Origin of the sequence: Roseicyclus sp. (genome assembly GCF_052168335.1) — a bacterium.
Classification (GTDB): Bacteria; Pseudomonadota; Alphaproteobacteria; order Rhodobacterales; family Rhodobacteraceae; genus Roseibacterium.
Window position 1 is genome coordinate 1 of record NZ_JBQLZP010000224.1, and the last position, 11,940, is coordinate 11,940.

The 11,940-nt window shown below is 71.8% G+C and carries 11 protein-coding genes; 5 read left to right on the top strand and 6 right to left on the bottom strand.

The genetic code is table 11. From position 1 onward, the window contains the following. The 5 genes from ACTS11_RS06935 to ACTS11_RS06955 form a co-directional block, all read right to left on the bottom strand. The coding region (locus ACTS11_RS06935; RefSeq protein ID WP_442639600.1) for a Gfo/Idh/MocA family protein at window positions 1–791 on the bottom strand (791 nt) is incomplete at its 3' end. Further along, on the bottom strand, window positions 791–1,918 hold the full coding sequence (locus tag ACTS11_RS06940) for a mechanosensitive ion channel family protein (protein WP_442639601.1): 1,128 nt from the start codon (window positions 1,916–1,918) through the stop codon (window positions 791–793). The genes ACTS11_RS06935 and ACTS11_RS06940, both read right to left, overlap by 1 nt. Then, window positions 1,909–3,513, bottom strand: coding sequence for a sodium:solute symporter (locus ACTS11_RS06945; protein ID WP_442639602.1), 1,605 nt, complete (start codon window positions 3,511–3,513; stop codon window positions 1,909–1,911). The genes ACTS11_RS06940 and ACTS11_RS06945 overlap by 10 nt, the downstream gene beginning before the upstream one ends. A gap of 211 nt (window positions 3,514–3,724) precedes the next feature. Continuing rightward, a complete protein-coding gene (locus ACTS11_RS06950) occupies window positions 3,725–4,795 on the bottom strand; it encodes a PRC-barrel domain-containing protein (RefSeq protein ID WP_442639603.1) in 1,071 nt (356 codons plus the stop codon). 137 nt (window positions 4,796–4,932) lie between these two features. Beyond that, a complete protein-coding gene (locus ACTS11_RS06955) occupies window positions 4,933–5,964 on the bottom strand; it encodes a sodium:calcium antiporter (protein ID WP_442639604.1) in 1,032 nt (343 codons plus the stop codon). A gap of 135 nt (window positions 5,965–6,099) precedes the next feature. Between ACTS11_RS06955 and ACTS11_RS06960 the strand changes: the two genes are divergently transcribed. Genes ACTS11_RS06960 through ACTS11_RS06975 form a run of 4 tightly spaced genes read left to right on the top strand, consistent with a single transcriptional unit; the run spans window position 6,100 to window position 10,156 of the window. Continuing rightward, window positions 6,100–6,894: a UTP--glucose-1-phosphate uridylyltransferase gene (locus tag ACTS11_RS06960; protein WP_442639605.1), complete on the top strand. Its 795-nt coding sequence runs from the start codon at window positions 6,100–6,102 to the stop codon at window positions 6,892–6,894. Continuing rightward, window positions 6,891–7,661 carry a trehalose-phosphatase gene (locus ACTS11_RS06965; RefSeq protein ID WP_442639606.1) on the top strand — a complete coding sequence of 257 codons (771 nt, stop codon included), beginning with the start codon at window positions 6,891–6,893 and terminating at the stop codon, window positions 7,659–7,661. Before ACTS11_RS06960 ends, ACTS11_RS06965 begins: the two co-directional genes overlap by 4 nt. Next, window positions 7,658–9,052 carry an alpha,alpha-trehalose-phosphate synthase (UDP-forming) gene (locus ACTS11_RS06970; RefSeq protein ID WP_442639607.1) on the top strand — a complete coding sequence of 465 codons (1,395 nt, stop codon included), beginning with the start codon at window positions 7,658–7,660 and terminating at the stop codon, window positions 9,050–9,052. Before ACTS11_RS06965 ends, ACTS11_RS06970 begins: the two co-directional genes overlap by 4 nt. A 3-nt stretch (window positions 9,053–9,055) precedes the next feature. Continuing rightward, window positions 9,056–10,156, top strand: a complete 1,101-nt coding sequence (locus ACTS11_RS06975; protein ID WP_442639608.1) for an AI-2E family transporter — start codon at window positions 9,056–9,058, stop codon at window positions 10,154–10,156. Between the two features lie 4 nt (window positions 10,157–10,160). Here the strand turns inward: ACTS11_RS06975 and ACTS11_RS06980 are convergent, their stop codons facing one another. Further along, window positions 10,161–10,637 (bottom strand): hypothetical protein, encoded by a 477-nt coding sequence (locus tag ACTS11_RS06980; RefSeq protein ID WP_442639609.1) that lies wholly within the window; start codon window positions 10,635–10,637, stop codon window positions 10,161–10,163. Between the two features lie 160 nt (window positions 10,638–10,797). On the opposite strand from ACTS11_RS06980, the gene ACTS11_RS06985 reads away from it, so the two are divergent. Further along, on the top strand, window positions 10,798–11,940 hold a 1,143-nt coding region (locus ACTS11_RS06985), incomplete at its 3' end, for a trypsin-like peptidase domain-containing protein (protein ID WP_442639610.1).

The following is an 11,940-nucleotide window of genomic DNA, read 5'->3' on the forward strand; positions in this document are numbered from 1 at the left end:
CGCGGCAGGAGGCGGGCCTGGCCCTCCGCGAGGCGGATCGCGGCCTCCGAGCCGATGATGTCGAGCTCGAGGCGCATGGCGGTGTCGGTCCATCCGGCCTCGGCCACGCCGGTCGCGCCGCTGGCGAAGGTCAGGACCGCCGCGCCGTGGTCGTCGACCCGGTGGCCAAGCGCGTTGCCGGTCCGCGCCGCGCCCTCGGCCACGGGCCCCGCCAGCCATTGCAGCATGTCGAGGGCGTGGACCGCCTCGTCGGCGAAGCCGCCGTAGCAGGCGAGGTCCGGGTCCGTCATCCAGCTCGCGAGGTCGAGCCAGTCGGCATGGCCGCCGTCATGGGAGAAGCGCATCCGGGCGTGGACGATCTCGCCCGCCGCTCCCGATGCGATCCAGGACCGGATGCGCGCGAACCCCTCGTTGGTGCGCATGAAGTGGTTGACGTGGAGCGGCAGCCGCGCCGCCTCGGCCATCCCGGCGCAGCGGCGCGCCGCGCGGCCGCTGCCCGCGAGCGGCTTCTCGGCAAGGACCGGCAGGCCCGCCGAGAGGGCGGCGACGATGTCGGCCTCGTGATGCGCGGTCTCGCTGCAGACGAGGACGCCGCGGGCCGGGGTGCCCGCCAGCATCTCCGGCCCCGCGAGCGGCGTGGCGCCGAGGCGCGCGCAGAAGTCCTGGCGGCGGACCTCGTCGCGGTCGTGGACGTGGCTCACGCGCCAGCCCTCCTCCGCCAGCACGCGGAGATGGTCGTCGAGATGGACGTGCGCACAGCCCAAGAGGGCGAGGGTGCGGTCGTCGGACATCAGGGGGCCTCCTTCTCTCCTGTGTCGCGGTCGAGCATCCGCACCTCGCCGCGCAGGCGCGGCAGCGCCTCGGGGTGGTGCTCCTGGAGCCAGGTCATCAGCTTCTCGCGGACCTCGCAGCGCAGATCCCAGGCCTGGGGCGAGGTGCGCGCGCTCATCAGGCCGCGGATCGTGACGGTGTCCTTGTCGGTGTCGGTGACCTGGAGGTTCACCACCTGGCCGTCCCAGTGGGGCGAGGCCTCGACGATCTCGGCGAGCTTCTCGCGCAGGCGGGGAACCGGCACGGTGTAGTCGAGGTGCCAGTAGACCGCGCCGATGATCGAGGCGCTCTCGCGGGTCCAGTTCTGGAAGGGCTGCTCGATGAAATGGCTGAGCGGCACCACCATCCGCCTCCAGTCCCAGAGGCGGACGACGACGTAGGTGGCGAAGATCTCCTCGATCCAGCCCCACTCGCCCTCGACGATCACCACGTCGTCGATGCGGATGGGCTGGGTCAGCGCGATCTGGATGCCGGCGATCAGGTTCGCCAGCACCGGCCGCGCGGCGAGGCCGAGGATCAGGCCCGCCGCGCCCGCCGAGGCGAAGAGGCTGACGCCGTAGCGCTGCACGCTCTCGAAGGTCAGGAGGACCGCGCCGACGGTGAGGATGCCGACGACGATGTTGACGGTGCGCCGGAGCACGCGGGCCTGCGTGACGAACTTGCGGGCGCGGAGGTTGTCCTCGGTGTCGATGCGGTAGCGGCGCATGGCGCGGTCGGCGAAGTGGTTCGACAGGACGATGAGCGTCCAGCCGACCAGCACGATGAGGAGGATGAGGAAGAGGTGCCCGAGGCCGCTCTGCCAGCCATAGGCGAGGTCGAGGCGCGGCACCGTGACGGCGAGGGCGGCCAGCACGAAGGCCAGCCGCACCGGCCGCCGCGCGCGCCTGAGGAGCGAGGCGGCGAGCCCGCTGCCGGTGTCGACGAAGCGCCGCAGGGCGCGGAAGGCGAGCGCGTGGAGCAGGACGGCGAGGCCGATGGCGAGGAGCAGGATGAAGGCCGGCTCGACGAAGCCGGGCAGGCGCCCGAGCGCCGCGCCCAGCCGGTCGGGAAGCTCGGCCAGCCCCTCCATGCCGCCGCCTACCACCACCAGGCGACGAAGCCCGCCGTCGCGACGATCAGGATCCCCGCCCAGAGCGTGCGGTCGCGCCAGAGCGGCGTTTCCCACTGCACGAAGATGTCCTTCGTCTCGCGGCCGGACCAGACGATGTCCGAGAGGTTCTCCTTCTCGTTGCGGCTGGTGACCGCGGAGATGCCCAGATGCGTGACGATGCCGAGCAGCATCATCAGCGAGGACATGATCGTGTAGTGGATCTCGGGCAGGCCCCAGGAGGTCCAGAGGCCCGTCACCTCCTTCAGCACGAAGAGCGGGATGCCGAGGACGAGGCCGAGGATGATGGTCCAGAACGCGCCGTTGCCGTTGAGCCACGGGATGAAGAGGCCGAGGATGTAGACCACGACGATGGTGGGCACGATGTAGCTGAGCGAGGACTGGAAGTAGCTGAAGAGGCTCTCGAAGCTCGCCACCGAGGGGGCGTAGACCGCGCCGAAGACCATGACGACGCCGGTGACGACGCGGCCGAGCCAGACCTGCCGCTCCTCGCCGACGTTCCAGATCGGCTCGACGAAGTCCTTCACGACGAGGGTGGAGGCCGAGTTCATGGCGCTGTCGAGCGAGGACATGATCGCGGCGATGAGCGCGGCCATGATGAGGCCCCGGACGCCGATCGGCATGAGCTCGAAGGCGAGCGTCGGGAAGGCGAGGTCGGGCGTCTCGAGGTCGGGATAGAGCTTGAAGGCGATGATGCCGGGCAGGACCATGAGGAAGATGTTCGGCAGCTTCAGGAACCCCGCGAAGAGCGCGCCGATCTGCCCCTCGCGCAGGTCCTTGGCGCCGAGCGCGCGCTGCACGACGAACTGGTTGATCGTCCAGTAGTAGAAGCCCAGCAGCACGACGCCCCAGAGGCCCGTCCAGGGCACCAGCTCGTCGTCGCGGGGCAGGATCAGGTGCTGCATCTCGTCGGGCACGTCGACGAAGAGCTCCTGCCAGCCGCCGATCTCGTCGAGCCCGATCCAGAAGAGGACGCCCGCGCCGACGATGAGGAGGATCGCCTGCACCGTGTCGGTGACGACCACCGCCGAGAGGCCGCCGAGGATGGTGTAGAGGCCCGCCACCAGCGCGAGGACCGCCACCGCCGTCCAGAGGTTCAGGTAGCCCGTCACGTTCGAGATCACGAGCCCGCCCGCGTAGAGCGCGCCGGCCGTGTCGATGAAGAGGATCGCGAGGATCGTGAAGAGCGAGAAGGCCCGGCGCGAGCGGACGTCGTAGCGCTCCTCGAGGAACTGGGGGACGGTCGCGATCTTCGCCTTGAGGTAGGAGGGCAGGATGAAGATGGCGAAGAGGATGAGGACGAGGGCCGCCGTCCACTCGTAGTTGAAGATGACCACGCCGTTCGAGTAGGCGCCGCCCATCAGGCCCACGAAGCTCGACCCCGACATGTTCGAGGCGAAGAGCGAGAAGCCGATGAGATACCAGGGCAGGCTGCGGCCCGCGAGGAAGTAGTTGTCCGCGCCCTCGTCGTTCTTGCGCGAGACATAGATCCCGTGCGCGACGACGCCGATGAAGTAGACGAGAACGATCGCGTAATCGATCAGGTGAAGGTCGAATTTCGCTTCGCCGCCCATGGGGCCTCCCGCTTCGGTCCGGTGTGGAGCCGCGAGGCGCGCGTGGCCGCCGCGACGTTGCGGGGCGCCAACGCGGGCGGTGGGAGGGGGGTTGCAGGCGGGGGGCGAAAAACTGCGCGGAACCGGACAGTGCCGCGAGGGTTGCGGCCGCCGGAAACGCGAAAAGGGCGCGCCGGAGCGCGCCCTTTCCGGGGCGGTTCGGGGGTGAGGGTTACTGGACCGGCTCGACCCATTCCTCCATCGCGTCCAGCTCTTCCTCCGTCGCGTTGACGTAGGCGCGGAAGTTGTTGCCGAAGGCGCCTTCGTCTCGGCGCAGCTCGACCTGGTCGAGCGGCATCAGGACCGGCTTCTCGCCGATGCCGAGGAAACCGCCCACGTCGATGATGACGCCCTCGATGTTGCCGTCCTGCGAGATGCGCAGCTCGGAGAGGTCGCCGACCCACTCGTCGTTCTGGCCGTAGACGCGGGTGCCGAGAAGGTCCTCGGTCGTCATGCCTTCCCAGCTGGCGCTCTCCATCTCGTCGCGCGGCAGGCCGCGGCCCTGGGCGTAGACCTCTTCCTGGAACTGCGGGTTCTCGGTGGCGCGCATCTCGCCGGCCTGCTCGGCCTGCGCCTGGTCGTAGGTCTGCGTGCCCTCGAAGGTCGAGCGGTCGCCCGCGAAGACCACGAAGTACTCGCCCTCGTCGTCGCTGTCGGCCACGAAGCGGACGTTCTGGATGTCGATCCGCTGCTCGGTCGCGCCCGCGCCGAGGAAGCCGCCCGCATCGACGAGAAGCGCGCGCACCTCGCCCTGCTGCGTCACGATCACGTCGTCGATCTCGCCCACGCGCTGCCAGTTTTCGGGCGCGTCCGTGACCTCGGCCTCGAGGTTGTTCCAGGCGGCCGACGCGGCCTGGCCCACGTCCTCGGCGGTGTTCTCGACGGCCTGGCCCACATCGGAGGCGACATCCTCGGCGCCCTGCTCGAGCTCCTCGGCCTCGCCCTCGACGCCGCCTTCGGCGACTTCCTGCTGTTCCTCGGCGGTCATGCCGTCGTCACCGGCGGCATCGCCGGACATGGCGCTGTCGCCCTGCTGGCCCTGCTGGCCGCCCTGCATCTGGCCGTCCAGCATGTAGAGGGTGCGGCCGATCAGGCTCGAGACCATGATCTGCATGCCCTGCGCCTGCTGCTGCTGGCCCTGGGTCTGCTGGGTCTGGTTGCCCTGCGTGTCGGTCTGCGCGGCGACGGGCATCGCGAGGCCGATGGCCAGTGCGGTCGTCGTCATGAGTGTGCGCATCGTCATGTTGCGTCTCCTTTCACGTTCGTTCGAAGGTCTGTTCCTTCACGGCATGGCAACAAACGCGGGGGCCAAAGGTTGCGCGGTGGCGGGCAAATTTCGCGGGGAACCGGAGGGTCGGGGACCGCGTTGCGGCGGGTCGCTCAGGCGGGCCAGGCCTGGATCGCGATGGCGCCCGCGTAGACGGCCAGCATCGCCACGCTTTCCGCCCCGATCCGCCCCGGCCCCGCGCGCTCGCGGAAGATGAGGCCGAGGAGCAGGATCGCCGTCATCACCGCCGCCGTCCCCAGCCAGAAGAGGTCGTCGCGCCCGATGGCGTGATAGAGCGAGCCGTCGCGGTAGCCCACGTCCGAGACGGTGAGGAAGAGCGTGTCGAAGGTGTTGCCGCCGATGATGCCGCCCACCGCGAGCTGGAGCGCGCCGCGCCGGACGGCGGCGAGCGTGGTGACGAGCTCGGGCAGCGAGGTCAGCACCGCCGTCATCAGCGCCCCCACGACCGAGGAGGAGAGGCCGAAGCGCTCGATCACCTGGCCCGCCACCTGCGCGATGGTCCAGCCCGCCACGCCCATCGCGAGCATGAGGCCGAGGAACAGCAGGATCGGCCCGCGGGCGGAGCGGTTGGGCTCCTCGTCGTCCTCGGGCTCGTCGGCGCGCGTCTCCTCGGTCTCGACGGGCTCCCACATGGGATCCTCGCGCAGGCGCGCGGTGGCCCAGACGCCGGCCGCGTAGAGCGCGAAGAGCGCGACGGACGCCGGGTGGACCGCCCAGAGCGAGAAGTCGGGCCCGGCATAGGCGACGAAGGGCACCGTCAGCAGGAGGAGGAGGAGCGCGGCCTGGAAGAGGTTGGCGAGCTCGGCCGCAGCGTGCTCGAGGTTGGCCTTGCGGTAGATCATGTCGCCGAGCGCCAGGAACGCCGTCTGCGCCGCGATGCCGCCGATGCCGTTCGAGAAGGCGAGCGAGGCGTTCCCGTCGAGCGCGGAGGTCGCCGAGACGACGGTGCCCGAGATCGAGGTCGCACCGCCCAGAAGCACGCCGCCCACCATCGCCTCGCCGAGCGCGGTGCGGTCGGCGATCTTGTCGGCGAGCCCCGTCATCCTGAGCCCGGCGGCCAGGATCACGAGCGCGGCCGCCGCGCCGATCCCGAGAAGAAGGCCCGTTGACATGTCGCCGAACATGGCCCGCCAACGCGGCAGCCTCCGGTTCGGGTCCATGGACGTTGAAGAACCCTCTCCGGGCGGGGAACCGGAGCGGCCGGCACGGCGTTTCCCGGCCAGTTCCATGTCGGAACGGTCCCGGAGCATCGCACACCCATGATCAAGACCGCCATCTTCCCCGTCGCAGGCCGCGGAACGCGGCTGAGGCCCGTCACCCTCTGCGTCCCGAAGGAACTGCTGCCCGTCTACACGACGCCGCTTCTCCAGTTCGCCATCGACGAGGCGCGCGACGCCGGGATCGAGCGCTTCGTCTTCGTGACCTCGGCCGACAAGCCCGCCATCGAGCACTACGTGCGCACCTGCCACCCCGGCATCGACGCGCGCTTCGTCGAGCAGGCCGCGCCGCTCGGCCTCGGGCACGCGGTGCTCTCGGGCCGCGCCGCCGCGCGCGACGGCGAGGAGGTGGAGCAGCCGGTCGCGGTGATCCTGCCCGACGACCTGATCTTCGCGACGGTGCCGGTGCTGGCGCAGATGGCGCGCGCCTACGATCCGGCGCTCTGCCAGCACATGGTCGCGGCGATGAAGGTCCGCCCCGAGGACACCGCCTCCTACGGCATCCTCGACAGCGACATGCCCGCGCCGGGGCGGCAGATCGCGGTGCGCGGCCTCGTGGAGAAGCCGAGCCCGTCCGACGCGCCCTCCAACCTCGCCGTCGTCGGGCGCTACATCCTGCACCCGACGATCTTCGAGACGCTGATGACCACGGGCCGCGGCGCGGGCGGCGAGATCCAGCTTACCGATGCGATCCAGCGCGACGTGCAGCGGCTGGGCGTCGGGGCCTTCCGCTTCGAGGGCATCCGCTACGATTGCGGCCAGCCCGACGGACTGCTGGAGGCGGCGAGCGCGTTGCAGGACGTGCGCGACATGGTCCGGACCGGCTCGGCGGCATGACGGGTGCGGGGCCGAGACCGCCGGAGGGCCTCCTCCGGGTCGATCCACGGGACGCGGCCCTGTTTCTCGGCTTCGACGGCGCGCTGGTGGAGCGCGCCGCGCGGCCGGGCGAGGTGCGCGTGCCCGCCCGGCTCGACACCCTCCTGACCTTTCTCGACCGCGCCTCGAACGGGGGAACGGTGGTGCTGACGGGCCGCTCGCGCGCGGCGCTGACGCGGCTCCTGCCGGTGCCCTGCGGCGTCATCGCGAGCCACGGGGCCGAGCGGCACCTCTTCGGGGGGGAGGCCTTCGTCCATCCGCTTGCGGGCTCGGCGATCCTGCTGGAGCTTCAGGACGATCTCGAGCGCCTCGCCGCCGCGCGGCCCGGCCTCGCGGTGGAGCGGACGGCGGCGGGCGCGACGGTGAGTTTCCGGCGCTGTCCCGAGATGCTCGACGACTTGCGGCGGCTCTGCCGGTCGGTGGCGTCGGCCGTTCCGGGCCTCGAGATGCGCGAGACCGAGGACGCGATCGCGCTCGGTCCCGCCGGGGCGGGGCTGGCCCGCGCGGTCGATCTCGCGCTGAGGCACCGGGCGCTCGCCGGGCGCTTTCCCGTGATGTTCGGCGCCGACGAGGCGGACGAACCCGCCCTCGACCTCGTGCGCCGTCGCGGCGGCCTCTCGGTGAGGGTCGGGCCGGGGCCGAGCGTCGCGGAATACCGCGTCGAGGGTCCGGCGGAGGTGCGGGGCCTGCTGGCGGGATGGCTCGAAAGGGCGATGGGGCTGGCATGAGCGCACGCCTCGTCGCCGTCTCGAACCGCATCCCCACGGAGGCGGAGCCCGCGGGCGGCCTCGTCGTGGCGCTGCACGAATGCCTGAAGGCGCAGGGCGGCCTCTGGGTCGGCTCCGCCCCCGATCCGGTGGAGGTGCCGACGCAGGCCCTGACCGAGATGGTCGAGGCGGGCGAGGGGCCCTACCGGCGGATGACCTTCGACATCACGCAAGCCGAGCGCGAGGGCTTCTATCTCGGCTACGCGAACGGCGTGCTCTGGCCGCTGTTCCACCGGCGCACCGACCTCATCGACGTGGACGCCGCCCATGCGGAGGCCTACCGCGCGGTCAATGCCCGCGTCGCGCGCCTCCTGGCCGACGAGCTCCGGCCCGACGACATGGTGTGGATCCACGACTACCACTTCCTGCCGCTCGCCTGCGAATTGCGCGAGCTCGGCGTGGAGAACCGCATCGGCTTCTTCCTGCACACGCCGTTTCCGCAGGCCGCCGACCTGCCCGCCCTGCCAGAGCGGGAGGAATTCCACGACTGGATCGCGGCGCACGACCTCGTGGGTCTCCAGACCGAGCGGGACGTCTCCGCGCTATTGGAGCTGTTCCGCGCGGACCCCGAGACGGAGATGCTGCTGAACGGGCGGATGCGGCGGCGGGGGGCGCAGTTCGCCGTAGGCTCCTTCCCCATCGGCATCGACGCGGACGAGTTCGAGAGCCTCGCGCGGGAGAATTCCTGGGACGACGGCCTCGGCCTCGGGCCGGGGCAGAAGCTCGTGCTGGGCGTCGACCGGCTCGACTATTCCAAGGGGCTGGTGAACCGCTTCGAGGCTTTCGGCGCCTATCTCGACCTGCGCGAGGAGGACGAGGCGCGGGCGACCTTCATCCAGATCGCGCCGCCCTCGCGCTCGGCCCTCTTCGCCTACCAGGAGATCCGCGAGGAACTCGAGACCATGTCGGGCCGCGTCAACGGCACCCATGCCGAGCTCGACTGGACGCCGATCCGCTACATCTGCCGCTCGGTGCCGCGCCCGCGCATCGCGGGGCTGATGCGGCGGGCGGATGCCTGCCTGGTCACGCCGCTGGCCGACGGGATGAACCTCGTCGCCAAGGAATTCGTGGCGGCGCAGGACCCCAGGGATCCCGGCGTCCTCGTCCTGTCGCATTTCGCGGGCGCGGCCGAGCAGATGCAGGCCGCGCTGCGGGTGAACCCCTACGACATCGGCGAGATGGCGCGCGCGATCCGCAGCGCCGTGACCATGCCGCTGGAGGAGCGCCGGGCGCGGCACGCCGAGCTTCTGGACGGCGTGCGGCGCGAGGATGTCGCGTGGTGGACGAAGAACTTCCTCGACCGGCTGGCGGGCGCGCGGGGCGGCGGCGCGCTGCGCGCGGCGCAGGGCTAGGGCATGGAGCGGCAGCCGATCGTCGGGGGCGGCAGGCAGGCGCGGATCGCGCTGGGCCTTCTGGCCGTCGTCGCCATCCTCCTCGCCGGATGGGCGCTGCGCGGGATGGCGGCGGTGGTGATCCCGCTCATCCTCGCCATCTTCGTGACGCTCGCGACGCTGCCGCTCGACCGCCTGATCGCGGGGCGGATGCCGAGGGGGCTCGGCTGGCTCGGGCGGGCGGCGGTGATGCTGGTCCTCCTCCTGATCCTCGGCGCCTTCATCGGCGGGCTCGCCTATTGCGTCGGGCGCATCGCGACGGAGCTGCCGAACCTGCCCCAGGGCCTCGGCGGGCTTCTGCCCGGCGAGGACGCCACGGGGCTCTCCGGGACGCTCCGCGACATGCTGGAGGGGCGGGGCGAGATGTTCCTGTCGCGCGTGATCGGCACCGCCACCTCGCTGGCCCAGGCGGTGGCGAGCGCGATGGGCGTCGTCTTCGTCGGCCTCTTCCTGGTGCTCTTCCTCGTCCTCCTCGCGCTCAGCGAGGCCGAGACCTGGGAGGCGAAGTTCGACGCCCTGCCGCCGAGGGGCGCGGGCGGGTGGCGGCGGGCGGCGGACACGCTCGGCGCCGCGCTCCGCCGGTTCATCGTGACGCGCGCGGCGGTGGGAGTGATCTCGGCCACGGCCTACAGCCTGTGGCTGCTGCCCTTCGGGCTCGAGCTGATCCTCGTCTGGGCGATCCTGACCTTCCTGATGAACTTCATCCCCAACATCGGCGCGGTGATCTCGGGCGTGTTCCCGACGGTCTACGCCTTCCTCACGCTCGACCTCGGCACCGCGCTGCTGATCGGGGCGGGGCTGACGCTGATCGAGCAGGTGATCGGCAACTGGGTGGACCCGCGGATGCAGGGCAACCAGGTGGCGCTGTCGCCGCTGGTCATCCTCGTCGCGGTGGTGTTCTGGAGCTGGGTCTGGGGCGTGGCGGGCGCGTTTCTCGGCACGCCGATGACGCTCGCCATCATGATCCTGTGCAACGCGGTGGCGGGCCTGCGGCCCGTCGCGCTGATCCTGTCGAACCAGCCGAGCCCCGAGGATCTGGACCGGGCGCTCGGCTGGCGGGACTGAGCCGTCAGAAGACCCAGGCGAGCAGGATCACGAGGACGACCGCGACGGCGAGGCCGACCCAGAGCATCGTCGACGCCCCCGACGCGCGCGACCGGCCCGCGGGCACGGTCGAACGTTCGGGCGTGTCGGCGGCGCCCGCGTCGCCGGGGCCCGCGCGCACGTCGCCCTCGGCCTCGCCGGGGACGAGGTAGCTCGGCACCGGCTGCACGCCTCCGGGGCCCGCGGCGGAGGCGGGGCCGGGCGCGGGCTCGGGCCGTCCGGCGGGGGCGGCGTCGCTGCCGCCGGGCGTCGCGGGGCGGTCGGCGTCCCGGGTGCCGGTGGCGGAGCGCGCGTCGCCCGCACCGGACTCGTGGCGCCGGTCGTGTCCGCTGGCTTCGGCGCGCTGGCGGTTCTCGGTCACGAGCTGGTCGCGGTTCTTCGGGTGGGTGCCGTGCGGCCCCTCGTCGATCTCGGGCTGCCAGCGGGGCTTTTCCCTGGCCATGTCGGTTCTCCTTTCGGTCCGGATCCGGTCTTGCCGGGTCAGCCGACCAATGTTCCGCCGGGGCTTCGGTTCCCCGGAAGGACGGGCCCTGGCCCGGAACCGCGCGCGGCGCCTGACGTTGCGTCAGGAGGCACATCGCAGACCACCGAGAGGAGCATCCATGCACACGGCCACATTCCCGATCCGCCCGACCTCCGCCGCGTCGCGGTCCGCGCTGGCGGGCCTTGCCGCCGCCGCGCTGGTCCTCGCGGGCCCCGCGCCCGCGCAGGACGGCGCCTTTCCGGCCCCCGCGGGCTTTTCCGAGATGGTCGAGGCGCGGCTTCCCGCCGTCGTCGGTATCCTGTCCACCGGCCCCGCGCCCGAGAGGCAGCCGGGCCCCATGCCGCAGCTTCCGCCGGGCCTCGAGGAATTCTTCGGAATGCCCGGGCAGGGACCGCAGGCGCGGCCGCCCGGACCGCTGCGCAGCCAGGGCTCGGGCTTCATCGTCTCAAGCGACGGCCTCGTGGTGACGAACAACCACGTCATCGCGGGCGCCGAGCGGATCGAGGTGGTGCTGAACGACGAGCGGCGGCTCGAGGCCGAGCTTGTCGGCACCGACCCCGCGACGGACATCGCGCTTCTCCGGGTCGACGGGGGCGGCGAGTTGCCGAGCGTCGAATGGGGCGCGTCGGAAGACCTCCGGATCGGCGACTGGGTCGTGGCGATCGGCAATCCCTTCGGCCTCGGCGGCACGGTGACGGCGGGCATCGTCTCGGCCCGGTCGCGCGACATCCGGTCGGGGCCCTACGACGACTTCATCCAGACCGACGCCGCGATCAACCGCGGCAACTCGGGCGGCCCGCTCTTCGACGCCTCGGGCGACGTGGTGGGCGTGAACACGGCGATCTTCTCGCCCACGGGCGGCAACGTGGGCATCGGCTTCGCCGTGCCCTCCCGCGTGGCGCAGGCCATCGTCGCGGACCTTCAGGACGACGGCACGGTCGAGCGCGGCTGGCTCGGCGTGCAGGTGCAGTCGATCGACGACGAGCTTGCGGAGGCGCTGGGCCTCGAGGAAGCGCAGGGCGTGCTCGTGGCCGACGTGACCGAGGGCAGCCCAGCGGCCCAAGCCGGGCTCGAGGCGGGCGACGTGATCCTCGAACTGGCGGGCCAGGGCTTCGAGGAGCCGCGCGAGCTGTCGCTGGCCGTTGCGGACCTGCCCACGGGCGAGCCGGTGCCGGTGAGCTACCTGCGCATGGGCGCGCGCGAGGAGACCGAGGTGACGATCGGCCTGCGTCCGGACCTCGCCGTTGCAGGCGCCGAGCCG